The organism is uncultured Roseibium sp. (assembly GCF_947494555.1).
GTDB lineage: Bacteria > Pseudomonadota > Alphaproteobacteria > Rhizobiales > Stappiaceae > Roseibium.
Genome location: NZ_CANLVF010000001.1, coordinates 777,693 through 800,255, shown reverse-complemented (window position 1 = coordinate 800,255; position 22,563 = coordinate 777,693). Strand labels below are relative to the sequence as shown.

26 protein-coding genes are annotated in these 22,563 nt (G+C 57.4%); 13 read left to right on the top strand and 13 right to left on the bottom strand.

The window, feature by feature from the left end; all coding sequences use genetic code 11:
• Positions 1-259: 259 nt before the first annotated feature.
• From Q0915_RS03570 to Q0915_RS03530, 9 genes are all read right to left on the bottom strand, one after another.
• Entirely contained in the window at positions 260-1,084 is an 825-nt protein-coding gene (locus Q0915_RS03570) for an ABC transporter permease (protein ID WP_299473360.1), read from the bottom strand.
• The gene (locus tag Q0915_RS03565; RefSeq protein WP_299474671.1) at positions 1,077-1,844 is read right to left on the bottom strand and encodes an ABC transporter ATP-binding protein; all 768 of its coding nucleotides are present in this window, start codon (positions 1,842-1,844) and stop codon (positions 1,077-1,079) included. Before Q0915_RS03565 ends, Q0915_RS03570 begins: the two co-directional genes overlap by 8 nt.
• An 80-nt stretch (positions 1,845-1,924) precedes the next feature.
• The gene (locus tag Q0915_RS03560; RefSeq protein WP_299473357.1) at positions 1,925-2,971 is read right to left on the bottom strand and encodes an ABC transporter substrate-binding protein; all 1,047 of its coding nucleotides are present in this window, start codon (positions 2,969-2,971) and stop codon (positions 1,925-1,927) included.
• On the bottom strand, positions 2,964-3,647 hold the full coding sequence (locus tag Q0915_RS03555) for a GntR family transcriptional regulator (RefSeq protein WP_299473354.1): 684 nt from the start codon (positions 3,645-3,647) through the stop codon (positions 2,964-2,966). The genes Q0915_RS03560 and Q0915_RS03555 overlap by 8 nt, the downstream gene beginning before the upstream one ends.
• Positions 3,648-4,049: 402 nt before the next feature.
• Positions 4,050-5,519 carry an aldehyde dehydrogenase gene (locus Q0915_RS03550; protein WP_299473351.1) on the bottom strand — a complete coding sequence of 490 codons (1,470 nt, stop codon included), beginning with the start codon at positions 5,517-5,519 and terminating at the stop codon, positions 4,050-4,052.
• Positions 5,520-5,528: 9 nt separating this feature from the next.
• Complete coding sequence (locus Q0915_RS03545) at positions 5,529-6,563, bottom strand: LLM class flavin-dependent oxidoreductase (protein WP_299473348.1); 1,035 nt, start codon at positions 6,561-6,563, stop codon at positions 5,529-5,531.
• 2 nt (positions 6,564-6,565) lie between these two features.
• Positions 6,566-7,489: a flavin reductase family protein gene (locus Q0915_RS03540; RefSeq protein WP_299473345.1), complete on the bottom strand. Its 924-nt coding sequence runs from the start codon at positions 7,487-7,489 to the stop codon at positions 6,566-6,568.
• Positions 7,486-8,265 (bottom strand): alpha/beta hydrolase, encoded by a 780-nt coding sequence (locus Q0915_RS03535; protein ID WP_299473342.1) that lies wholly within the window; start codon positions 8,263-8,265, stop codon positions 7,486-7,488. The genes Q0915_RS03540 and Q0915_RS03535 overlap by 4 nt, the downstream gene beginning before the upstream one ends.
• A complete protein-coding gene (locus Q0915_RS03530) occupies positions 8,237-8,836 on the bottom strand; it encodes an amino acid synthesis family protein (RefSeq protein ID WP_299473339.1) in 600 nt (199 codons plus the stop codon). Before Q0915_RS03530 ends, Q0915_RS03535 begins: the two co-directional genes overlap by 29 nt.
• Before the next feature lie 117 nt (positions 8,837-8,953).
• On the opposite strand from Q0915_RS03530, the gene Q0915_RS03525 reads away from it, so the two are divergent.
• Positions 8,954-9,814, top strand: a complete 861-nt coding sequence (locus Q0915_RS03525) for a LysR family transcriptional regulator (protein ID WP_299473336.1) — start codon at positions 8,954-8,956, stop codon at positions 9,812-9,814.
• 72 nt (positions 9,815-9,886) lie between these two features.
• Here the strand turns inward: Q0915_RS03525 and Q0915_RS03520 are convergent, their stop codons facing one another.
• From Q0915_RS03520 to Q0915_RS03510, 3 genes are all read right to left on the bottom strand, one after another.
• Entirely contained in the window at positions 9,887-10,270 is a 384-nt protein-coding gene (locus Q0915_RS03520) for a DUF6362 family protein (protein ID WP_299473333.1), read from the bottom strand.
• Positions 10,271-10,707: 437 nt separating this feature from the next.
• Complete coding sequence (locus Q0915_RS03515; protein ID WP_299473331.1) at positions 10,708-11,124, bottom strand: hypothetical protein; 417 nt, start codon at positions 11,122-11,124, stop codon at positions 10,708-10,710.
• Positions 11,124-11,486, bottom strand: a complete 363-nt coding sequence (locus Q0915_RS03510) for a hypothetical protein (protein ID WP_299473329.1) — start codon at positions 11,484-11,486, stop codon at positions 11,124-11,126. Before Q0915_RS03510 ends, Q0915_RS03515 begins: the two co-directional genes overlap by 1 nt.
• Positions 11,487-11,646: 160 nt before the next feature.
• Between Q0915_RS03510 and Q0915_RS03505 the strand changes: the two genes are divergently transcribed.
• Positions 11,647-12,372: a S24 family peptidase gene (locus tag Q0915_RS03505; RefSeq protein ID WP_299473327.1), complete on the top strand. Its 726-nt coding sequence runs from the start codon at positions 11,647-11,649 to the stop codon at positions 12,370-12,372.
• A 144-nt stretch (positions 12,373-12,516) separates the two neighbouring features.
• Entirely contained in the window at positions 12,517-12,840 is a 324-nt protein-coding gene (locus tag Q0915_RS03500; protein ID WP_299473324.1) for a hypothetical protein, read from the top strand.
• A 58-nt stretch (positions 12,841-12,898) separates the two neighbouring features.
• Here Q0915_RS03500 and Q0915_RS03495 read toward each other — a convergent pair whose 3' ends face one another.
• On the bottom strand, positions 12,899-13,654 hold the full coding sequence (locus Q0915_RS03495; protein WP_299473321.1) for an IclR family transcriptional regulator: 756 nt from the start codon (positions 13,652-13,654) through the stop codon (positions 12,899-12,901).
• 175 nt (positions 13,655-13,829) lie between these two features.
• Here Q0915_RS03495 and Q0915_RS03490 point away from each other — a divergent pair, with 175 nt between their 5' ends.
• The 10 genes from Q0915_RS03490 to Q0915_RS03445 all read left to right on the top strand — a co-directional run bounded on the left by Q0915_RS03490 (position 13,830) and on the right by Q0915_RS03445 (position 22,555).
• Positions 13,830-14,669 carry a cyclase family protein gene (locus tag Q0915_RS03490; RefSeq protein ID WP_299473318.1) on the top strand — a complete coding sequence of 280 codons (840 nt, stop codon included), beginning with the start codon at positions 13,830-13,832 and terminating at the stop codon, positions 14,667-14,669.
• A gap of 62 nt (positions 14,670-14,731) precedes the next feature.
• The gene (locus tag Q0915_RS03485) at positions 14,732-15,079 is read left to right on the top strand and encodes a cupin domain-containing protein (protein WP_299473315.1); all 348 of its coding nucleotides are present in this window, start codon (positions 14,732-14,734) and stop codon (positions 15,077-15,079) included.
• Positions 15,079-15,879 (top strand): SDR family oxidoreductase, encoded by an 801-nt coding sequence (locus Q0915_RS03480; protein WP_299473312.1) that lies wholly within the window; start codon positions 15,079-15,081, stop codon positions 15,877-15,879. Before Q0915_RS03485 ends, Q0915_RS03480 begins: the two co-directional genes overlap by 1 nt.
• A gap of 3 nt (positions 15,880-15,882) precedes the next feature.
• Positions 15,883-16,806 carry a 3-hydroxyacyl-CoA dehydrogenase family protein gene (locus Q0915_RS03475; RefSeq protein WP_299473309.1) on the top strand — a complete coding sequence of 308 codons (924 nt, stop codon included), beginning with the start codon at positions 15,883-15,885 and terminating at the stop codon, positions 16,804-16,806.
• A gap of 42 nt (positions 16,807-16,848) precedes the next feature.
• Positions 16,849-18,135: an ABC transporter substrate-binding protein gene (locus Q0915_RS03470; protein WP_299473307.1), complete on the top strand. Its 1,287-nt coding sequence runs from the start codon at positions 16,849-16,851 to the stop codon at positions 18,133-18,135.
• Between the two features lie 66 nt (positions 18,136-18,201).
• Complete coding sequence (locus Q0915_RS03465; RefSeq protein WP_299473305.1) at positions 18,202-18,930, top strand: ABC transporter ATP-binding protein; 729 nt, start codon at positions 18,202-18,204, stop codon at positions 18,928-18,930.
• Positions 18,917-19,627: an ABC transporter ATP-binding protein gene (locus Q0915_RS03460; RefSeq protein ID WP_299473303.1), complete on the top strand. Its 711-nt coding sequence runs from the start codon at positions 18,917-18,919 to the stop codon at positions 19,625-19,627. The genes Q0915_RS03465 and Q0915_RS03460 overlap by 14 nt, the downstream gene beginning before the upstream one ends.
• 94 nt (positions 19,628-19,721) lie before the next feature.
• Positions 19,722-20,585 (top strand): branched-chain amino acid ABC transporter permease, encoded by an 864-nt coding sequence (locus tag Q0915_RS03455; protein ID WP_299473301.1) that lies wholly within the window; start codon positions 19,722-19,724, stop codon positions 20,583-20,585.
• Positions 20,585-21,607 (top strand): branched-chain amino acid ABC transporter permease, encoded by a 1,023-nt coding sequence (locus Q0915_RS03450; protein WP_299473299.1) that lies wholly within the window; start codon positions 20,585-20,587, stop codon positions 21,605-21,607. Before Q0915_RS03455 ends, Q0915_RS03450 begins: the two co-directional genes overlap by 1 nt.
• A 9-nt stretch (positions 21,608-21,616) precedes the next feature.
• On the top strand, positions 21,617-22,555 hold the full coding sequence (locus Q0915_RS03445) for a 3-keto-5-aminohexanoate cleavage protein (protein ID WP_299473297.1): 939 nt from the start codon (positions 21,617-21,619) through the stop codon (positions 22,553-22,555).
• Positions 22,556-22,563: the final 8 nt, after the last annotated feature.

The following is a 22,563-nucleotide window of genomic DNA, read 5'->3' as shown; positions in this document are numbered from 1 at the left end:
AGCCTCGCGGTGAACCTGGTTTCAAATGAACCCGCATATTGGCACATGATGCGCGGTTCATAAGAGGTGCAGACAGATCGTCCGAACAAGAGCGCACTTTTCCAAAGTACCGTTATGACACTTGTTTTAGTCCCGTTTTGACGAAGCGTCCATCTGAAGGCGTTGTCTGAATTGCGCTTTCAGACCAAGCGGCCGGAAAAGCAATTTCGAAACAAGGTTTTAGCCCTTCAATTGCGTTAAGCGCGCAGAAGGTGTTTTTTCAAACTCTCCAGCCAAGCAGCCGTTTTTCCAGGAGGCCGATCAGGGCGCTGACGAGAACACCCAACAAAGACAGGATCACCACACCGGCGAATAAACGCTCCAGATCGTATAGCGACCCGGCTTCGAGAATATAGGCGCCGATGCCGTACTCCGCACCCAGCATTTCCGCGGCAACGAGAAGAATAATCGCAATCGCGAGGCTGATGCGCAGACCCGAAAGGATGCCCGGCATTGCGCCGGGCAACACGATCTTGCGCACGATCGAGAACCAGGAAAGCCCGAAGCTTTGTCCCATGCGGATCAGCGAACGGTCGACATTGTCCACCGCGCCATAGGTTGCAACGACGGTCGGAGTGAACGTACCGAAGGCGATCAGCGCATATTTGGAGCCCTCGTCGATCCCGAACCAGATCACGAATAGCGGGAGAAGCGCGATCTTGGGGATCGGAAAAATAGCTGCGACCAGTGGCACAAGTCCTGCCCTTACGTAAGAAAACAAACCTATCAGCACACCTATTCCGATCCCGGCACTTGCACCAAGCGCCGCTCCGATCACCAGACGGGTCAAGGAAGGTTGCAGATGCTTGAAGAGGAGGCCGCTTTCCCAAAGCTGAACGAATGTCGCCAGCACATCACTCGGTTTGGGCAGCGTCAGGGCAGAAATCCAACCGCTCTCCGTCCCCCATTGAACCAGAGCGATCAGGACGACGAACACCACCACACCGACCCAGCGCAAGGACTTCGGCGCAAAGCCACCGCCTCGAAACCGGACTTCGATCGGCCCTTCGCCATTGCGTTTGTTTTCAGCGCCCGTGTCAGCCATCGATCAGCTCCTCGTCAGCGGCACGCGCTTCCTCACGCAGGAGCTCCCAAAGAAGGTCGTGCTTGCGCTGGCAGACCGGATCGCCAGCCCGGCGCTCACCGATCGGTGTATCGATGCTGACGATCTCCCGGATCCGTCCCGGGCGGCGCGACAGCACCACGATCGTGTGGCCAAGCCGTACGGCTTCGGCCAGGTTGTGCGTCACATAGACGGCGGTAAAGGGCTGCCGCGTCCAGAGGGCGACCAGATCATCCATCAGCAATTCGCGGGTCTGGGCATCCAGCGCGGAAAGCGGTTCATCCATCAGCATGACGGCCGGATTGACGGCAAGCGCGCGCGCTATCGCCACCCGCTGTTTCATGCCACCGGAGAGCTGCTTCGGAAGTGCGTCGGCAAAGTCGGCCAGTTTCGTGCGGGTCAGCACATCATCGATGATCGCCTTGGAGCGCTTGCCGCGAATGCCGTGATCTTCAAGCACAAGCGAGATGTTGCCCTTTACCGTTCGCCACGGCAATAGTGCAAAATCCTGGAAGACAAATGTCAGCGGATTGAGACTGTTGCTCGGCGGTGCGCCGAGCTGCAGGACACGCCCGCTGCCCGGCCGTTCAAGGCCGCCAATCAGACGCAAGAGCGTCGACTTCCCGCACCCCGAAGGACCGACGAGGCACACGATTTGACCTGTCGGGATCTCCAGAGAGATGTCGCGCAGCACTTCGGTATCGCCGTAAAAATGGCAGATGCCATCCAGCCTGATGTCCATGCCCATATGTAACCGCCTGATGGAGCCGGATAAAAACGCTGCGGCGGCCACTGCTTCGGACCGCCGCTCCGTCTCGGAATTTAGCCCTCGTAGGTCTCCACGTAGCTACCGTCGACAAGCGTATCGAGTGTGATGTCCTTGCCGACAAGATCTTCGGACTGAAACCACTCCAGCTGGTCGCGCAAGGACGCGATGTTGAGCTTCGAGCCTTCGTTGATCCGCATCGTTCCGTTGATGATCGAAGGGGCTGCCTTTTCGCGCGGGCGGTCGGTGTAGACGTATTTGTGGATCAGATCGACCATCTCGTTGACGCCGTCCTCGCCACCAGCCTTGTCGATCATGGTTGAATTGTAGTCGCTGACACCCTTGCCGAACCCGGTCAGGAAGTCCTTGGTCTGGTCGCGTTCGTCGGCCGCATTCTTGGCCGAAGTGAACACCGTGGTTACCTGATATCCCGGAAGGTAATCGGAAATGTCACCGATGATGTGAACAGCTCCGGAGCCAGCCAGTGGCTTGGCAATGTGCGGGACGATCGACCAGGCATCGATCTGTCCTGACTTGAGCGCGCCGATGATCGCGCCAACCTTCTGCAGCGGCTTGAAGGACATCTCAACGCCCTCTGCCTGAGCAACTTTTGAACCCATGTAGTGGAAGGATGAACCCGCGGTCGACATACCAAAAGTCTTTCCGCCGAGTTGCGACGGGGATGTCAAACCGGCCTTGAAGGCTGCGTCCGATGCAAGGATCTTCTGGCCGTCAATGCCCTTTTCTTCACTGAGCGCCCCGCCGATGACCTTGATCGCCCCCTTGTCGGCGAGCGAAATCAGGCCGCCGGAAACGGCCGTCACGGCATAGTCGACATCGCCTGAGGCGATTGCCACCGCCATCGGCTGCGCCGCCTGAAAAAACTTAAGCTCGACATCAAGGCCCGCGTCGTTGAAATAGCCGCGCTCGAGCGCAATGAAGCTGCCGGAATGCGAGGTGAAGCGAAGTGCGCCCACCACAATCTTCTTGTTTTGCGCAATGGCGGGGGCTGCCAGAGTTGTCGCGGCAGCTGCTCCCATCAGACCAAGGGTCTGGCGTCTGTTGAATTTCATCTGTTTGTCCTCCCGTTTTATTTCAATCATGTTGTCTGTCTCCAACGCCAAGATCGGCGCGAATGTCGTCATCCAGCAGCGCAAGCGCTTCTTTTTCGTCACGGCCAAGCACCGCTTTTTGAAGCTTCCCAAGCCGGTCCGCTCGGGCGCAAAAATCAATTCGGCCCTCGCGCAAGAGCGCAAGGCGAAACCGTCGCGACTGATTGTAGAATTTTCCGGCCATCTGAATAAGCCGTATCGAGCCGCAAGCCGACAGCAACGTCTCCGACGCCACCCGGCAGGCTTCGTCCCATTCCAGTGCGGTGACGTCGTCCGGCCCGGCAACAACCGCAGCTTCCGCACGGCAGAGCGCATGAAAGGCTGCAACGACCCTGGATTCCCAGGCGACATCGCCGCGTGCCATCGCCCGCTTAAGGCCCAGTTTCTCTGTCTGAAGCCGCATCAGCAGGATGTCTTCCAGGTCTTCCTGGGTCGCAGACATGACCCGGAAGCCACGCTGGCTGGTCGCCTCAACCAGACCTTCGGCAGCCAGCATTCGCAAGGTCTCGCGCATGGAGTGGTTGGACCCGCCATAGGCCCGGCGGAGCGCTTCGATCTTCAGTTTTTCATCGGGCGGCAGCACGCCAAACGAGATGTCGCGGCGGATCGCCGAGGCGAGCATGGCCACCACCGTCTCGTCATCACTGCTGCGTCCACCAAAAAGCATTCCGTGCCTTAAAACCGAAAAAGTTGGATATTTTTCCGATAATCGACAAAGCCATGTCAAGTGCAACAGCACATGACACCGGCACTATCTGGATTGCAAATTAAGCTTTCGACAGGATGGAACGCGTCCCACGGCTGTCTGAACGACAATGCACTCATGAGGCGATCCCCTGCTGAATCGAGACTTGTCATTCCGGCTGAAGCGCAGCGAAAGGCCGGAACCCAGTAAACTCTTGTTTGGCTGTTACATACTGGCTGCCAGTTTTACCGAAAACCGGCAATTCGGGATGACAAGTTGGGCAAGCAGTTCTATGTCGTGGCTTGATGCTGGGCGAAATAACATTTTTTACTCAATGATATAGACACGATCACACACTCCAAACCGAAGAGCAGCTAACCTGTGTCAGCGCATGACGAACGGGTTGCTCATGGGTGCTTCAGACATGTTGATCCAGGTCGTTTTCGTGCGTGTGTAATCGAGGATTGCCTCAAGCCCTGCCTCCCGGCCATATCCGGACTGGTTGAACCCACCGAAGGGAGCGATCGGAGACACTGCTCTGTAGGTGTTCACCCAGCAAATCCCGGCCCGCAGCCGCGACGATACGCGGTGAGCCCGCGCAACATTTTGCGTGAAGACACCGGACGCAAGACCGTAAGGGGTGTCGTTGGCGAGCGCGATGGCCTCCTCTTCGGTATCGAATGGCAAAAGAGACATCACCGGGCCGAACATCTCGACATGCAGCGTTGCGGTCTCCGGTGTCGCGCATTCCACAAGCGTCGGCGCCATATAGTTGCCCGGGCGATCAAGCGGCGCGCCGCCGAACCTCATTCTTGCACCTTGCGACCTGGCGCTCTCCAGTGTCGTCCTGATCTTGTCGATCTGCGCCGAGGTGCAAAGCGGGCCTACATGGGTCGATGCCTCAAGCGGGTCTCCAACCACGATACCTTCTGATTTCTCGGTAATGCGAGCGGCCAGTTCCTCAAAAACCGGGCGCTGAACCAATCCACGCGTTCCCGCAACGCAGCTCTGACCTGACGCTCCGAAATTGCCGGCGATCAGACCGTTGGCAGCCCCCTCCAGATCCGCGTCTTCAAACACGATGATCGGAGACTTGCCGCCGAGTTCGAGCGTCGTCACCGCAAAGTTTTCCGCAGAGTTGCGCACCACGTGCCGCGCGGTCTCCGGCCCGCCTGTAAACGCGACCCTGTCGACATCCTTGTGCCGGGTCAGTGGAATGGCACAGTTCTCGGCATCTCCCGTGATCACCGAAACGACACCTGCCGGAAACCCCGCTTCCTCGATCAGTCGCGCAAATTCCAGCATCGGCGCCGGCGCGATCTCCGATGCCTTCAGCACCACACTGCACCCGGCGGCGAGCGCAGGACCGAGCTTGGTTGCCGTCAGAAACATCTGCGCATTCCAGGGCACAATGGCGGCAACGACCCCGATCGGAGCTCGCTGTGTAAAGACATGCATATCCGGCTTGTCGATGGGAAGAACCTGGCCCTCAATCTTGTCCGCAAGACCCGCGTAGTAACGGTAGTAGTCGCCGACATATTTCGTCTGGCTGGCCGTCTCGGCGAGCAGCTTCCCGCTGTCGGTCGTCTCAACCTCGCCAATCTCTGCCGCATTCGCCTCGATCAGCTCCGCCAATCTGTAGAGCAGTTTGCCGCGCGCCGTTTGGGTCATGTCCCGCCAGTCAGGCTCCGACAGCGCACGCCGCGCTGCGGCAACCGCCCGGTCCACGTCTTCCGGCGACGCACAGGCGAATGTCGCCCAGTCCTCGCCCGTAGCGGGGTTTTGCGAGGACATGACCTGGCCCGCATGTCCGTCGGTCCACGCACCGTCGATGAAGAGCTGATAGTGCTGCATCCTGTTCCCTCAGCTGAAAGCCGGCATCACATCGTCGATGAAACGGCTGAGCGACGCACGCTTGCGCTCCGCGCTCATGCCGCTGTCGATCCAGAACGAAAATTCATCATAACCGAGATCTTCGTAACGCTTGATTCGGTCGATCACCTCACCCGCCGTTCCGATCGTCAGGTCCATGGCAAGGTTCTCTGGCGCCATCATCTTGTTGGCCGCAATCTCCTCTTCCGAGAGCTCGGCAATCAGCCCCTGGGAGACCGGACGCTTGTTCTGGAACCAGGCACCGAAATAGCAATAGAACCGGGAAAGCTCCTGCGTTGCACGGCAAACATCGTCGCTATCGGACCCGACGTAGGTATGGTGCAGAAGCATGATCTTGGGTCTCGGTCCATCAAAGGTCGCACAGGCATCGTTGAACCGTCCCATCAATGTTTCCACCTCATCGTGTCCCTGCCAGAGAGGGGTCACTTGGATATTGAAGCCGTTGTGAACGCCAAATTCGTGGCTGTTCGGGTCACGCGCCGCAATCCAGATCGGCGGACCGTTCTCCTGGAGAGGTTTCGGCGACGAGGTACTTGCGGGAAAATTGAAGAACTCGCCGTCATGCGCATGATCACCGTCCCAGAGTTTTCGCAGGAGCGGCGTCGTTTCGCGCATCCTTTGCCCTGCCTCCCAGGCATCCATGCCGGGCATCATGCGTTCGTATTCATAAGAATAAGCACCCCGGGCAATCCCGAGTTCGATCCGCCCGCCTGTCATCAGGTCAGCGGCTGCCGCCTCGCCCGCCAGTTTGATCGGGTGCCAGAACGGCGCGACGATCGTGCCGGTTCCCAGCCTGACATTCTTGGTGTGGTGCGCAAGATCGACCAGAGACAGAAAAGGGTTGGGCGCAATGGTAAACTCCATACCGTGATGCTCACCGGTCCAGATCGCCCGCATCCCGCCCTCATCGGCCAGTTTGCAAATGGACAGAAAGTCCTCGTACAGCTTGGCGTGAGGCTCGTCAGGCGACAGCCGCTCCATATGCGCAAAAAGGGAAAACTCCATGATCAGGCCCTTTCCTGGATCTGGTGCGTCCCGCCTGAGACAGCATCACCGAGATAGAGATTGAAATTGCGTGTTCGCGCTTCTTCGGCAAATCGTTCCAGCATTCGCGCAGTTGTCGCCGAGCTAAATGTGAGCCCCGCAATCTCGGAAAACGCAATGCTCTCAAAGCCACAGGCCGCATCAACGCTTTGGGCTTTGGCGAGCAGGTAGGCAAAGTGGGTTTCCTGTGCCTGATCATCGAAAACAGAAAAAACAGGACCGAGCTCCGCCCCAATTCCCAGGCCGAAAAGCTCTTGCCTTAAACGATCTCTCAAAGATGCGCGGTCAGGTGCGACGCACTCGGGCAATCTGTACCCATCAGGCGTCGCCTTGAGCAAAACGCCGTTTTCGCTCTCGACAATCGCTCCGCAGATATTCTTTCTGGCGCTCGGATCGCGCGCCTGGTGCTCCAGGCCAAGGCTGAAGAACTGCCCGCCCGCGTATCCAAGACCTCGCCCCTCGCCCTGCGCAAACTCGGTAACTTCGCCCAAGAGCACAACATGATCGCCAGCCGGTACGACCTGATGCGTTTTGCAGGAAAACGTTGCTATCGCGCCGTCGACAATCGGAATCCCATGCTCGTTGATCGTATGTGCCACCCGCGCAAACCGGTCACCTTTGTAGCCCGCGAAAACATTCGCAACCTCCTCCTGGCCCTCGCTCAAGACACTCACGGCAAAGTGCTCGCAGGAAGAAAACACTTCGAAGCTCGACAGGAACTTGCCGGGACACACCAGCAAGATCGGCGGGTGCAGGGAAACGGACGAAAACGAGTTCGCGGTAAATCCGACCAGACGCCCTTCACGATCAAGGCTTGTCACAACGGTGACCCCGGTCATGAACCGCCCAAAGGCATCCCGCAATTCGCGCGGATCAAGTGCGTTCATGGTTGACATCCTTCTGCAAAATCCAGCAAGGCACGGTTCACCGCTGCGGGGTGTGTCATCGGCATCATGTGCGCCGCGTCCTCGACAACGTTCACCACGCCGTGCGGTGCAAGATCGGTCATCGCGCGGCTCATGGCTGGTGTGGAGTTCGGCTCAAGGCCACCGGTCATGAAGAGCGCAGGACAGGAAATAGCCATCAAATCCGCTTCGTCCGGTCCGTCTTCTTTTGCAAAGACGGAATAGGCCGTTCGATAACCGGCCGGATCCACGCTGCTAAGCCAATCATGACAGGCCTGACGCTCCGGGCCTGGCTCAATTCCAAACCAACGGTCAAGCGCTGCCGACGGATCCACCGTCGCGATACCGTCAAGTTCCGTAGCGCGTTTTCGGACAGCGGTTCGAGCCGCAAGGCTCCGCCTGAAAATGGCGTTCAGAGCGCCAACACCCCGAACCTGATCTTGATACCGCGACGCCAGATCCAGCGCGATCATGGCTCCCATCGAGTGCCCGACAACAATGGACGGGCGGTCGAGCAGTCGCGCGATCCGGTCGCTATAGTCCTTCAAGTCCGGCGCACCTGAAAGTGCCGCACTGCCTCCATGCCCCGGCAGATCCGGAGCAAGAATTTCGAAGCGGTCCGACAAGGCCGCAATTTGCGCATTCCAGGCCTCCGCCCGAAGCCCCACCCCGTGGATCATCAAAAGACGCGGTCCCTTTCCCGCCGTGATAAAGGCAAGCGAGCCCGCTTCAGACCGCAGCCGGGTTGTCCACGTCATGGCCCATCTCTTTAAGGTCCTGATACCTGTCGCCTATCCGATGAAATGGACGGCCGGAGGTTGCTCCGCCAAGAACGACGACAATCTCGTCGGCGCGGGGTGCGTCGGGAATTGCAAACTGGATCGTCAGATAATGCGACCGCCGCCCGGCATCGTTCTTGTCCATCAGCGGCACCATGATCGGGGCATTGGCAGGACCGCGCGTGTTCGTGAATGCCAGATAGGATTTCGCTTCGACCGCTTGCCGGTAGTAATTCCCAAAACGCAGTGTGTGGATCAGGCCCGATGCGTGTTCCACCTCGCCATCCAGACCGACCACCGCCGCCTTGCCATAGGCTTCGATGGCGGCCCCGCTCCCGGCCAATTTGATCATCCGGTCTGTCATCAGACTGCCGAGCTTTGGCCCGTAGGACCTGATTTCCGGGCTGAGATCGTCGACAAAGCGCCCTGCCCACGGATTTCGGACAACGGCGGCAACTGCAAACATGCGCCAGGGCGTCTCTGCCTTGCGGAAGCCTTCAATCAGCACCTCCTCGTCATAGGTCACGATTTTCCTGATGTCAGGCTCCACGACCGTCCTCCCTTGCATCGCCTTGATCGCCGCAATCACTATCGAACGCCTTGACTTTCCGGACAAACGAATGATTTTCAGTCTTAGATATTAGTCAAACTAATAGGTGACTTGACCATGGCGCCGGCACTGCCGCCTTTGAACTGGTTTCGCGCTTTTGAATCAGCGGCAAGGACCTTGAGTTTCACAGCAGCGGCCGATGAAATCGGCATGACCCAATCAGCCGTCAGTCAGCAGATCAAATCGCTCGAAGTGAGGCTCGGCGTACCCTTGTTCGAGCGCAAGGCACGCGGGCTTGCACTGACGGATCATGGCCGCAGGCTGCTGCCTCAGGTCGATGCCGCACTGACCACCTTGACCGGAGCCACCGCCGCTTTCGACACCGGCCAGTCTTCTGATCTTTTGACGGTATCCGCCTCTATAAGCGTCATTCATTGGGTCATCGCTCCAAGACTTCCAGAGTTCACCGAAAGGCATCCCGATGTCGTGCTCCGGTTGATCGGGGCTGTCTGGCCGGACGAATTCACCCGGATCGCAGCTGATGTTGAAATCCGCTTCGGGTCCCAAAAACAAGCCGCAACCGACGCCGAACTCCTTGGTTCAGACCGATTGATCGCGCTGAAATCACCCGGCTTGAAAGGCAATTTTGAAAACCTTCCTCTTATCGAGGCCGTCGGAACGTCCGACGGATGGAAGTCTTGGTCAAAGGTCGCAGGCAAAGCACTTTCCGCACCGGCCCTGTTTGTGGATTCTTACGGATCCGCACTTCAGCTCGCCGTAAACGGCAATGGCATCTGTCTGGTGCATGAGCTTCTTGCCGCACACCCAAGACAGCAGGGACTGATCGAACAGGCGAGCGATGTTTCGATCGCAGCCAACGAAAGTTACTTCCTGTCCGTCAAATCAAGGACTGAGGCTGCAGCCGCGTTCAGGGACTGGATCGTCACATCACCAAGCGGTGGCAGAAAGCCTGAATAGCTTTTTCTTGCGGCATGGAGCCATCAACCGGGAGGAGGCTGCCCCACCCGATTGGGGCTTAAGTCACGATTATCAACCCAAGGCGCGAAGCTTGGTGGCTAGACACGACAGCAGAATTTTATTCCGGCTGGTAACCGTTGTCCGTTTCCAGCCGTATTTTTCGCAAATCCTGCTGAACTTGCCACCGCCGGCCTTGCACATGATCTCAAATTGCAACGCCCGGCGGGCGTCTGTGTCGTCAATCAGCGAAAACCAGGTCAGCGCTTCTTCCGCCCTTGAAATCTGCGGAGGCGGATAGGTTTTTTTTCTCCTGGCGATTTTTCGCCGATAGTCCGGCCAAGCGGAAAAGATCGCTCTCGGACCATCGCCTTTTGCAACGGCAGCATTCACTTCCACGGCCTCGATCAGGCGCTCCAGAACATCTTCAGGAGACTGCGGGCGATTTACATGAGACATCCAGTTTTACTCGCATTGGCTTGCTTTTCGATTGTGTTCCAGGTCCTGTCCCGGATCATTTGACGAACACAGCCTCATTCCAGTGACCATGTGCGCGCGCTAGCAGGTCAGCGCCTCGACTTGCGACTTGGTGTACTAGCCGTAGCCTTGCTCCCAACAATCGAAACAGTCGGCATCCTTCGGATAGGGATTTTCTGATGATCGCCAGCCATTCCGGTAGGCCGCCGCGCTTCGCTTGAAGGAGTGCGTTTGCGCTTTTGTCTGATACGAATTCAATCTCCCCGCCGGTAAACCTGCCCACGTGTTCCTCAGGCTCGGCCTTCAAATCACTCGCCCCCCATCGACAACACACTGTTTGAGCGTTTTCCTGATTTTCAACACACACTCCTTGACTGACAAAAGAGATGAAACAGCCTCCATAAGGTCAACCAAACGCATCAGGCAGCTTCCTCCGAGAGACCAGACTGCACCGATTGATCGAGTTCATAAGAAAGCAGCACCGCCAACGTTATCGTCAGTGCCTCTGGATTTATGTTCTTGGCGCGGGCATGGAGCGCGCCAAGGTCGAGACGGTCGAAACTCGTGACGAAATCTTTGCGTGCAACGATGCCCAACTGGTTCACAACCACCCAGGAGACTGCGCTCAGGACGGGTGCTGACCAGTTACCGCGATTGACCGGTGTGTTGATCAGGCCAAAAACCAGGCGCAGATGTTCTGCGCCATGTTTTTTCAGCAAAGCGAGACAGGTTTTGCGTGCTTTGGATTGGTGGCGGCCTTCAACGCGCTTTGCTGATGATACAAAGTGAACGCCGAATTCTGACGCGATCCTGTCTACGACTGCACCTGACGCCATTAACGTCCCTCCCCGGGCTTTGGAGGTCCTTTCTGCAAGGCTGCGAACGAGGCTTCCGCCTGCGCGCGTGAACTCAAACCCAAATGTTCATGTTTTGTTCTTATTCGCCTTCCTGCTTCGGCACTGATGTGACCTGTTCCGCTCCGCTTGGCACCTGATTCATGATCGAAGCTCACACTCTTGCCCGCGTCCTTGGACTTTAACGCCGCCTTCAATCCTCTCAATTCCAGCGTCAGAAGCCGCGTGCGCGCTTTTTCCAGTGCGTACTCATCTTCAAGGCGCGCACTTGGTCTTTCTGCGCGCAGACGATAGTGCGCCACACGCTCCCTTGCCGCCTCTATTTCGTCCTTAAGCCCGCTCACCGGCCACTCCTTTGTCTCTGCGCCTGACCCAAAACTCTCTGTCGTCCTTCCAGATTCAAACTTCACGAAAAATCGTACGCAAATAACGTACACTTGTCAACGCAGAATTCATACGATACAACTCTTCTTCCATTGCGAAGAAACTGCGGCACCACCAATCATGACCGAACCTGCTCGGACACTGCACAGCAAGCTTCAAAAGCTGAAAGAAAGATCAGGGCTCTCCTTGCGGGCGATCGCAAGAGAGATGGGTTATTCCCAGGCCTCTTCCATTCAGCGCTATTTCTCCGCGGATTACGGGGAGAATGGATTGCCGGCGAACTTCATCAGCAAGTTACTGTCCGCTCTTCCGGGAAAAGGAGACCCGGCCATAACACGGGATGAGATCCTCGCGCTCGCCGACGGGTCCGTGGCCGAAATTCAGCGCAAAACAACATCTTTGCCCAAAACCGGCGTTCCGGTCGTTGGCGAGGTTGCCGCCGGTCTTTGGATGGAAGCAGCCTTGTTTGAGACAGAAAATGCAGAAGAATCAACAATTTCATATGACGTTCGCTTCCCTGCACAGGCTCAATACGTGGTCAAGGTGCGTGGCGAGTCTCTCAACAGGATTGCCGCCAATGGCGACCTGCTTCTGTGCGTCGACTATTTGGCCGCCGGAATCGAATTGAAGGAAAACGACCTGGTCCTTGTGGAGCGCTCGCGCGACAACGGCATGACCATTGAACGCACGGCCAAACGCCTCGTCAGCCTCAACGGGAAGTCGGAGCTGATGCCGGAGTCCGATGACCCGAGATTTCAGGAAACTATCGTTTACCAGGAAGGCGACTTCGACCACACTGAGGTCAAGATCAAAGCCAAGGTCGTCATGGTTTTCAAACCGCTCTAGGCTCGTGCTCGTCTAGCGCCTAATCAGCCGACTTACAACAATCAGAAACCCTCAAGCGTACGCATTCGCGTAAAACGGGATGTTTTCAACTTGATTTGTACGCATTTTGCGTATACTCTGGATTGAGTTTGAAGGAGGCTGTGAATGCAACCAAATCTCGATACATCGTTTTTCTCAATCATTTGCGAACTTGGAAGTTCCTTATACACGCCAGAGATCGAATTGACCGATATGCGAAGGCTCCAGCTCGTTGAGGATATTCGCAACGGTCAGATCGAAAATGTCAGGGCGGTGCTGGAATTCAATCCCGAAGAAGGCTGGTGCAACAACATTACCGAGGAAGTGCTGGCTGAAGCGACAGATGACGACCGGAGCGCAAACGCTGGATCGGTCGAGAATTGGTCGAATTATGAAACTGAACGCATCGAAGCCCAGCGCGCGGGCGTCAGACGGCGGGTCGCTGCGTAAACCGACCCGTTAAGGGCGTGCAAAGGACAGACCGCCAGGGAAATCTGTGACTGAACCGTCAGACAAGTTTCATGACAGCGTCTCTTGTCTCCAGAAGCTGACCAGAAAGGTCGCCCTTGAGACCGGCAAATCGGTGTGAGGGTACCGGCACGGAAATGGCATAGATCAGGCCTACCGGATCACGAAACGCAAATCCCGCTGCCGAGATACCCTGCGTGTGCTCGTTCAGGTCCCACGCTATGCCAGTCGCCCGTATATCTTCGATCTCCTTGAGAAAATCCGAAAGTGGTCGCTGCGTCTGGCCATCGGCCTTCAGCTCTCGGGCAGCGATGGAAACGACTTTGTCATCTTCGAGCATTGATAACGCGGCCTTGCCATTTGCGGTGTCGGTCATTGGGAAGACCTCACCAACCGCCGAAACGGTTCTAAGACGGTGCGTACCGATCACCTGATCGAGAAACACCATGTGATCATCGCGGAAAACAGCAAGATCCACGGTCTCTTTTGTGCGTTTCGCAAGCTCGGTCAGAACCGGGTGCACCAACTCGGTCATGTTGACCCGGCCTGCCGCGGCCAAGGACTGGATTTCTGAACCCAGACGCAGTCCGCCTTCAGACGAAGACGACATCACCAGCCGTTCGGCCAGCAGAGCATTGACAATCCGCTGTACCGTAGAGCGGGGCAAATGTACGCGCTCCGCAATTTGCCCCAGGCTAAGCCCGGCATTGTCGTTCTTGAGAACCCGCAATATCTCGGCCGCGCGCGCGATAACTTGAACACCTTGATTCGATTGAGTTTTTTTCTCAGCTTCCATCGACAACACCAATTCTGCCCTCTTTGATCTGATGCTGGAATCGCTTTTTGCACAGCGCCAAACGCAGCATATAGGTCAATTTTCAAAATCTGTCGAGATTCACTATTGACCATATTACGATGCAGCTGTACCGTTTAGCAATACAGTGATACACTGACTGACGGGAGGAACACATATGTCAGTGACAATTCGCGGCATCGAGTTTCAGGACAACCTGAACAACGATATGGGTGTTGAGTTTTACAACCTCTCCCACCGCTACGGTTTTCAGTGCCCCAACTGGCCCTACTTCCAGGACGTCCAGATCGACCGCAAGCACTACATGGCGAAATCCGGGGTGCTGTCGCAGACAATCACCACGACCATGCACGTGACGACGCATATCGATGCTCCGGCCCACGTGGTGCAGGGCACGCCCTTCATCGACGAGGTGCCGCTGCCGCATTTCTTCGGTTCTGGCCTCGTCGTCTCGATACCGAAGCAGAAATGGGAACAGATCACCGCTGACGATCTGGAAAAGGCCTGCGGACATGCGATTCGCAAGAACGATGTCCTGATCATCAACACCGGTTGGCACAAGCAATACGAAGACGGCGATTATTTCGCCTATTGCCCCGGCCTTGTTCCTTCAGCTGCCGACTGGATGGTTGAAAAAGGCGTCAAGGTCGTCGGGCATGACACACAGGCCAATGACCACCCGCTCGCAACGGCAATCGGACCGCAGCGCAATGGCCCCATCCTGCCACACCTGGAAGCGGAATATCTTGAATGGTCCGGTGGACGCGACTGGAAAGACGATTTTCCCGAGTGGGAACCGGTGCACACCACACTCTTTTCCAATGGCATTTTGGGCATTGAGAATGTCGGCGGTGATCTCGACGCAGTCACGGGCAAACGCTGTACCTTCGCCTTTTTCCCGTGGAACTGGGACCGCGGTGACGGTTGCATCATCCGCCTCGTTGCAATGATCGACCGTGGTCAGGCTTACCGCATCGAACCCGGTGAAGAATTCTAGGACATCATGACCTGGACCGCCGCTCTAGACGGCGGTCCCCTTGTCGCGTCTGGGAGGAAGCGATGCATGTAAAACGTTTCGACGACGCAGAACCTTATGAGGCCCCCAATCATCGCGGGGTTGTCGGTCTGCGCCTGCAGGGATTTGAAAGCAACGGCCCGCAAAATCAATGGATCGGTCTCAGCCAGTTTCTGCCTGGCGGTGGCGCAGGCCCGGATTCCACGCCCTTTGAAAAGGTCTATGTCGTTCTGGAAGGCGAAATGACCGTCATAGCCGACGGCACCGAGACGGTCTTAAAGAAATACGACAGCTGCACCATCGCACCCGATGAAGTTCGGACGATCGAGAACCGCTCCAATCACACCAGCACGATGCTTGTCGTGATTCCCTATCCGCCGGAGGTAAACTGATGGCTGATATCTGGACCCACCCGCTCGAATTGTTCGACATCAAGGGCAAGGTTGCCCTTGTGACCGGTGCAACAGGCGCTTTTGGCGCCGTCGCTGCAAATGCTTTGGCCGGAGCCGGATGCGACCTCATACTTGCCGCCGGAAACAGCGAAGCGCTCGAAAAGATCGCCGAAGAATGCCGCGCCAAGGGCGCTGCCGTCGAAACTGTCAACAAGCGGCCAACCAACGCGGACGTCTGCGACGAGATGGTCGAGAACTGCGTTAGGCACCATGGATCTCTGGATATCCTTGTTGTCGCCTCCGGTATGAACAAGGTCGCGAAAATAAACGATCTTGCGCCGGAAGATTTCACCAGCGTTATGGAAGCCAATGTCACCCAATCCTGGCTGCTTGCCCGGTCTGCTACGGCGCAGATGATGCAGCAGCCGAATGGCGGCAAGATTGTACTGGTATCCTCGGCGCGCGGCCTTCTCGGGCATCCTGCCGGCTACACCGCCTACTGCGCCTCAAAGGCTGCGGTCGACGGCATCACCAAGGCGCTCGGCTGCGAACTTGGCGCCGACAACATTACCGTCAATGCAATCGCACCGACCGTTTTCCGCTCGCCGCTGACTTCCTGGATGTTCGAGGATGACGAATTGGCAAAGGGCTTTCGAGACGGATTTCTCGCCCGCGTGCCCAAGGGCCGCCTTGGTGAGCCTGAGGATCTGATCGGCCCCCTGCTTTTCCTGTCATCCAAAGCATCCGATTTCTACACAGGGCACATCCTTTATGCCGATGGCGGATACACGGCGGGATAGAAAATGAGCGAGAGCAAGAACATCGCTGTTCTCGGTGCCGGTCTCATGGGCCATGGCATCGCATTGACCTTTGCGCGCAACGGCCATTCCGTTCGGGTCTTTGATGCCTATGAGGCAAGCCTGGAAACGCTTCACGAACGGGTGCGCACAAGCCTGACCGCGCTCGGTTCGATTGCGGAAAAAACCAAAGAAGCGATCACGCGCATCACTCCGTTTGCAGACCTTGACGCGAGTGTCGCCAATGCAGACGTCATATTCGAGGCAGCTCCGGAAAAGCTCGATCTTAAACGATCACTTTTTGCCGAAGCAGAGCGCCATGCGCCTTCGCACGCGCTGTTTGCATCAAACACTTCGGTGATCCCGATCACCCGTATCATGTCTGATCTCAAGGATCGTGCACGCGCACTGGGAACCCATTGGTGGAACCCGCCTCACATGATCCCGCTGGTCGAAGTTATCCGCACCGAATGGACATCGGACGAGGCGATGATTACGGCGACCGACCTGCTCGCCTCGGTCGGCAAGACACCGGTCCGTGTCGAAAAGGATGTTGCCGGTTTCATCGGCAATCGTCTGCAGCACGCGATGTGGCGCGAGGCGATCAGTCTTGTCGAAACAGGCGTTTGCACGGCGGCCGATGTCGACACCGTCGTTAATACCAGTTTCGGCCGGCGCCTTTCTGTGCTCGGACCGCTTGCCAATGCCGATCTGGTCGGAACGGATCTGACGCTCGACATCCATGAAAACGTATTGGCCGATCTGGACAATCGGCCCTCCCCTTCTCCGTATCTGCGCGCTCTTGTTGCGGCAGGAAAGCTCGGGATGAAAACGGGTGAAGGATTTCAAAGCTGGACGCCGGAGGAAGCGGACGAAGTTCGCCAGCGCGTCGCAGCTCACTTGCGGGAGCTTGAAACCATCTTGAGCTGATGTGGCTTGCAAACGCGACCAGCGCATCCGGGAGGAAAGACGATGACGCTCACAGGAAAGAAATTCGGCATTACCCGCCGTGGATTTATCGCGGGTGCCAGCGCTGGACTTGCAGCGCCGGCAATCCTGACACGAACACGTGCCTATGCGGCAGATCCGGTCATTAAGATCGGTCATGTCAGCCCGCGGACAGGTCCGCTAGCCGGTTTTGCAGAGGCAGACGACTTTGTCCTTGCCGGCATCCAAAAAGCCCTTTCCGGTGGAATTGAAAACAACAACAGATCCTACAAGATCGAAATCATTTCCAAGGACAGCCAGTCCAACCCGAACCGTGCGGCCGAAGTGGCCTCCGAACTGATCCTCAGTGATGAAGTCGATATTCTGGTGGGCGCTTCGACACCCGACACGACAAACCCCATCTCGGACCAGGCCGAACTCAACGAGGTGCCCTGTATCACCACCGACTGCCCCTGGCAGCCTTACTTCTTTGGCCGGAACGGCGATCCGGCTCAGGGCTTCGACTACACCTATCATTTCTTCTGGGGCCTGGAAGACGTGATCAAAGCCTTCCTGGCGCTTTGGGAAGAAGCCGGTGTCGACAGAACGGTCGGCGGCCTGTTCCCGAACGATGCGGACGGCAACGCCTGGGGCGACGACAAGGTCGGGTTCCCGCCTGCGCTAATCGGAAGCGGTTTCGAACTGACCGATCCGGGCCGGTATCAACCGCTGACAGACGATTTCTCGACCCAGATCTCAGCGTTCAAGGAAGCTGGCTGCCAGATCGTCACCGGCAACATGATCCCGCCGGACTTCGCCACCTTCTGGTCCCAGTCGGCACAGCAGGGATTTCAACCAAAGGTGGTCACCATCGGCAAGGCTCTTTTGTTCCCGTCGGTCATTGAATCTCTTGGCGATCGCGGTGACGGGCTCACGTCCGAAATCTGGTGGACACCGGACCACCCGTTCTCATCTTCCCTGACAGGGGAAACCGCCAGGCAGCTCGCCGACGGCTACGTCAACGCGTCAGGCCGTCCCTGGACGCAGCCGATCGGGTTCAAGCACGCGCTCTTTGAGGTAACCGCCGATGTCATCAAGCGCAGCGCAGACCTGGACGACCCCAACGCAACGCTGGAAGCCATACAGGCAACCGATCTTCCAACTGTTGTCGGGCACGTCAACTGGGGCTTCGGCCCGGTCAAAAACGTCTCCAAGACACCGCTTGTCGCCGGGCAGTGGCAGAAGGGGGCAAACGGCATGGAACTGGTCATTACGTCCAATCACAGCGCACCTGAGATCCCCACAACGGGTGAACTGAAACTGCTGTCGTAATGAACTTCTGGTGCACGGCGACCCCCGCCGTGCACCAGCTCCGGACCATTCAGTCAAGGGATATCCATGGCGCCCGTTCTTGAACTCAAGGACCTTTCGAAAGCTTACGGCGCGATTACCGTCGCCGACGAGCTCTCCTATCGGCTGGACCAAGGCGAAGCGCTCGGTGTGATCGGACCGAACGGCGCCGGCAAAACCTCCATGTTCAATCTGATCACCGGTACGGTGCGGGCAGACCACGGACAGATACTGTTCAATGGCACCGACGTTACGCGTATGTCCGCGGCAAGAAGATGCCGTATCGGTATTGCGCGGTCCTTTCAGATACCCCAGCCGTTCGGCAACATGACCGTTTTCGAAAATGTTCTGGTCGCCGCAACTCATGGCGCGAAATTGCAGTCGGCAATGGCGGACAAACACTGCCTTGATATGTTGCAGCTAACGGGTCTGATCGACAAGGCGAATGATGTCTCTGGTTCGCTTACGCTGTTGGGCCGGAAACGCTTGGAATTGGCAAGAGCACTTTGCGCGCAGCCCAAGTTGCTCCTGCTGGACGAAATTGCAGGCGGTTTGACCGAAGGCGAGTGCCACGCGCTGGTTCAGACCATCAACACGATCCGGTCGACCGGCATATCCATCATCTGGATCGAGCACATCGTGCACGCCCTGCTGTCGGTGGCCGACCGGCTCATTGTCATCGATTTTGGCCGCAAGATCGCGGACGGAGCGCCGAAGGAAACGATGGCCAGCCGCGAAGTTCAGGAAATCTATATGGGGGTCGATGCCGATGTCTGACCCGCTTTTATCAACACGCGCTCTTGATGCGCACTACGGGGACTTTCAGGCCCTTTTCGCTGTCGATGTGTCCATTGAAGCAGGCGAAGTGATTGCGATCATCGGCGCTAACGGCGCTGGCAAGACAACACTGATGCGCTCGATTACCGGGCTGCTGCCCAATGGGAACGACATGGTGCGCTTTCGCAGCAAGCCGATTGGCGCTTCCCGTGCCGACCAGATTGCGAAACTGGGCGTCGCGATGGTGCCCGAAGGGCGCCAGCTTTTTCAGTCTCTCTCAGTCGAGGAAAACCTCGTTATCGGCGGCCAGATGAACCGAAAGGGTCCATGGGACCTTCACAAGGTCTTTCAGCTGTTTCCCGTTCTGAAGGAAAGACGTGCCGTACCGGCAACGGCCCTTTCCGGTGGCCAGCAACAGATGGTCGCCATCGGGCGCGCACTGATGTCGAACCCGGAGCTCATACTCTTTGACGAGATCAGCCTGGGCCTTGCGCCAATCATCATCAAGTCGATCTACGAGGCGCTGCCGGACATCATCGGCGAGGGCATGAGCGCCATTATCGTCGAACAGGACATTGCCAAGGCTCTCAGCGTCGCCGGCAGGGTCTATTGCATGCAGGAAGGCAGGATCTCGCTTGAGGGCCGTTCGAATGAACTGTCCCGGGAACAGATCAGCGCTGCCTATTTCGGAGTCTGACGCATGGATCGGAAGATGACCACTACGACACCGCCGCACGGGCAATTTCCAACCGGCAACCCCGCGTCTTCGCCCTACCCGAAAGGCAACTAGAATGGACTGGATCAATGCCATTGTTCAAGGCGTGCTTCTGGGAGGCCTCTATGCCCTGTTCGCGGCCGGCTTGTCGCTGATTTTCGGCGTGATGCGGCTGGTCAATATCGCGCATGGCGACTTCATCGTTCTGGCCGCCTTTCTCGCGCTTTCAACAACGACCGCGCTCGGCATAAATCCGCTGCTGACGCTCGTTGTCGTCGTTCCTGTTATGGCCGGGATCGGCTATGTGCTTCAGCGCGGCATTCTCAATCAGACCCTTGGCGATGATATCCTGCCACCGCTCCTGGTCACGTTTGGGCTTTCGGTCATCATTCAGAACGGCCTGCTCGAGATCTACTCCGCCGACCCGCAAAAGATGAATGCGGGTTCGATCGAAATAGCAAGTGTTGCCCTTCCAGGTGGACTGAATGTCGGCGTCCTTCCCCTGGTCATGTTTGCCGTTTCGGTCGCCGTCATCGCCGGCCTTCAATGGATTTTCTACCAGTCGGCTCTTGGGCGTGCTTTCCGCGCCGTTTCGGACAAGCAGGACATTGCCCAGCTGATGGGTCTGAACAAGGCCCATGTTTTCGGTCTGGCCATGGCGCTTTCATTGGCGGTCGTCGCCGTTGCCGGCGTCTTTCTTGGTATCCGGACGAGTTTCGACCCTTCTATAGGCCCCGGGCGGCTGATCTTCGGTTTCGAAGCGGTCATCATCGGCGGACTAGGCAATCTGTGGGGCACGCTGATCGGCGGGATCATTCTCGGTGTCAGCCAGAATATCGGCGCGCAGATCAACCCGGGCTGGCAGCTTCTGGCTGGCCACATCGCCTTCCTGATCGTGCTCGCGGTAAAGCCACGCGGCCTGTTTCCACGGATTGACTGATGAACGCACAAACCTACACCATATCAAGGTCTTCCCGGGCAAGCCGAACCGCAGCTCTTTTCGGCGTGGTGTGCCTTGTCGCACTGATCGCAGCCCCTTGGTGGGCCGGCAGGGCCGATATGCGGCTGATGAGCGAGATCTTCCTCTATCTGTCGCTGGCCTGCCTGTGGAACCTGCTTGCCGGATATGCAGGCCTCGTCAGCGTTGGACAGCAGGCCTTTGTCGGCTTCGGCGGCTATATGCTGTTCGCGCTCGCGATTTTTGCCGGACTGTCTCCTCTTGCTGCAATCCCGCTAGCGGGCCTGCTCGGAGCTTTGGTGGCTATCCCCGTCGCCTTCCTCATTTTCCGCCTGCGCGGCGCATACTTCGCTATCGGCACCTGGGTGATTGCTGAAGTGTTCAGGCTGAGTTTTGCGCAGGTGTCCGCGCTTGGTGGCGGATCCGGCACTAGCCTTCCGGTCGCGATTGTCCGCTCCATGGCCTCCAGCCGTTCCATGCGCGAGGCAACCACCTATTGGCTGGCGCTGGGCATGGCGGTCATCGTGCTGGCTGTCATCTACCTGCTTCTGCGCTCGCGTAACGGATTGGCACTGACCGCGATCCGCGACAGTGAAACCGCGTCCAACAGTTTCGGCATTGATATCTGGCGCCATAAATTCGTCGTCTACGTAATTACTGCCGGACTGACCGCATCGACCGGCGCCCTGATTTTTCTGCAGAAGCTGAGGATATCGCCGGACGCCGCATTCAGCGTGAACGACTGGACGGCATTCGTCATCTTCATTGTCGTAATCGGCGGCATTGGCACGCTTGAAGGGCCCATCATCGGCGTGATCGTTTTCTTTCTACTGCGCGAAACGCTCGCCGATCTTGGCACGACCTATCTCCTGATCCTCGGGCTCGTCGCCATTGTCGTTATGCTCAAGGCACCTCAAGGCATCTGGGGTTTTGTTAGGGCCAGAACCGGGGTCGAACTGTTCCCCCTCTCCAGGCGGGTCGAAAAACAAAAATCGGATGATTAGGAGGCGGCATTGGCTCGCAAAAGGAAAAAAACGATCATAACCTGCGCGGTAACCGGGGCGATCCACACGCCCACAATGTCGGACGCGCTTCCCTTTACGGCTGAAGATATTGCCGACCAGGCCATCGAAGCCGCCAAGGCAGGCGCATCCATTCTGCACCTTCACGCCCGCAATCCGGAAAATGGCTCGGTTTCCATTGCGCCGGACCATTTCAAGGCCTTCCTGCCGGTGATCAAGCAGGCCACGGACGCGGTCGTGAACGTTTCCACCGGCGGCAGTCTTGTCAACACAATGGAAGAACGCATCGCGCCGGCCAAATGGGCGTCGCCTGAAATGTGTTCTCTGAACATGGGATCGATGAACTTCTCCTTCCATCCGATTGCTGACCGGATCAAGGAGTACAAATACGACTGGGAAGAAGCCTATATCCGCAATTCGGAGGGTTATATTTTCCGCAACACATTTGCAGATATCCGCTATGTAGCAACCGAGCTCGGAGGCGCGCACGGCGTAAAGTTCGAACACGAATGCTACGATGTCGGGCATCTTTACAATCTGAAATTCTGTATGGATGCCGGATTGTTCAAAGCGCCCGTTTTCATCCAGTTTATTTTCGGCATCCTTGGTGGCATCGGCCCCGACATCGACAACCTTATTTTCATGAAGCGGACGGCCGACAGGTTGTTCGGCGATGACTATCAGTGGTCGGTCCTCGGCGCCGGCGGCGCACAGATGCCGTTTGCGACGACCGCGAGCCAGATGGGCGGCAACTTGAGGGTCGGTCTGGAAGACAGTCTCATGATCGCGCGCGGTCAGTTGGCGAAATCGAATGCCGAACAGGTCACCAAGATCCGGCGGATTGTCGAAGATCTTGGCTGTGAGGTCGCCACTCCCGAAGAGGCACGGGAAATGCTCGACCTCAAAGGCGGCGACCGGGTCGCATTCTGAGCGTATCA

Coding starts and splice junctions, on each gene's coding strand:
- Q0915_RS03570 (WP_299473360.1), bottom strand. CDS start 1,084: ATGGCTGACACGGGCGCTGAAAACAAACGCAATGGCGAAGGGCCGATC.
- Q0915_RS03565 (WP_299474671.1), bottom strand. CDS start 1,844: ATGGACATCAGGCTGGATGGCATCTGCCATTTTTACGGCGATACCGAA.
- Q0915_RS03560 (WP_299473357.1), bottom strand. CDS start 2,971: ATGATTGAAATAAAACGGGAGGACAAACAGATGAAATTCAACAGACGC.
- Q0915_RS03555 (WP_299473354.1), bottom strand. CDS start 3,647: ATGCTTTTTGGTGGACGCAGCAGTGATGACGAGACGGTGGTGGCCATG.
- Q0915_RS03550 (WP_299473351.1), bottom strand. CDS start 5,519: ATGCAGCACTATCAGCTCTTCATCGACGGTGCGTGGACCGACGGACAT.
- Q0915_RS03545 (WP_299473348.1), bottom strand. CDS start 6,563: ATGGAGTTTTCCCTTTTTGCGCATATGGAGCGGCTGTCGCCTGACGAG.
- Q0915_RS03540 (WP_299473345.1), bottom strand. CDS start 7,489: ATGAACGCACTTGATCCGCGCGAATTGCGGGATGCCTTTGGGCGGTTC.
- Q0915_RS03535 (WP_299473342.1), bottom strand. CDS start 8,265: ATGACGTGGACAACCCGGCTGCGGTCTGAAGCGGGCTCGCTTGCCTTT.
- Q0915_RS03525 (WP_299473336.1), top strand. CDS start 8,954: ATGGCGCCGGCACTGCCGCCTTTGAACTGGTTTCGCGCTTTTGAATCA.
- Q0915_RS03520 (WP_299473333.1), bottom strand. CDS start 10,270: ATGTCTCATGTAAATCGCCCGCAGTCTCCTGAAGATGTTCTGGAGCGC.
- Q0915_RS03515 (WP_299473331.1), bottom strand. CDS start 11,124: ATGGCGTCAGGTGCAGTCGTAGACAGGATCGCGTCAGAATTCGGCGTT.
- Q0915_RS03505 (WP_299473327.1), top strand. CDS start 11,647: ATGACCGAACCTGCTCGGACACTGCACAGCAAGCTTCAAAAGCTGAAA.
- Q0915_RS03500 (WP_299473324.1), top strand. CDS start 12,517: ATGCAACCAAATCTCGATACATCGTTTTTCTCAATCATTTGCGAACTT.
- Q0915_RS03495 (WP_299473321.1), bottom strand. CDS start 13,654: ATGGAAGCTGAGAAAAAAACTCAATCGAATCAAGGTGTTCAAGTTATC.
- Q0915_RS03490 (WP_299473318.1), top strand. CDS start 13,830: ATGTCAGTGACAATTCGCGGCATCGAGTTTCAGGACAACCTGAACAAC.
- Q0915_RS03485 (WP_299473315.1), top strand. CDS start 14,732: ATGCATGTAAAACGTTTCGACGACGCAGAACCTTATGAGGCCCCCAAT.
- Q0915_RS03480 (WP_299473312.1), top strand. CDS start 15,079: ATGGCTGATATCTGGACCCACCCGCTCGAATTGTTCGACATCAAGGGC.
- Q0915_RS03475 (WP_299473309.1), top strand. CDS start 15,883: ATGAGCGAGAGCAAGAACATCGCTGTTCTCGGTGCCGGTCTCATGGGC.
- Q0915_RS03470 (WP_299473307.1), top strand. CDS start 16,849: ATGACGCTCACAGGAAAGAAATTCGGCATTACCCGCCGTGGATTTATC.
- Q0915_RS03465 (WP_299473305.1), top strand. CDS start 18,202: ATGGCGCCCGTTCTTGAACTCAAGGACCTTTCGAAAGCTTACGGCGCG.
- Q0915_RS03460 (WP_299473303.1), top strand. CDS start 18,917: ATGCCGATGTCTGACCCGCTTTTATCAACACGCGCTCTTGATGCGCAC.
- Q0915_RS03455 (WP_299473301.1), top strand. CDS start 19,722: ATGGACTGGATCAATGCCATTGTTCAAGGCGTGCTTCTGGGAGGCCTC.
- Q0915_RS03450 (WP_299473299.1), top strand. CDS start 20,585: ATGAACGCACAAACCTACACCATATCAAGGTCTTCCCGGGCAAGCCGA.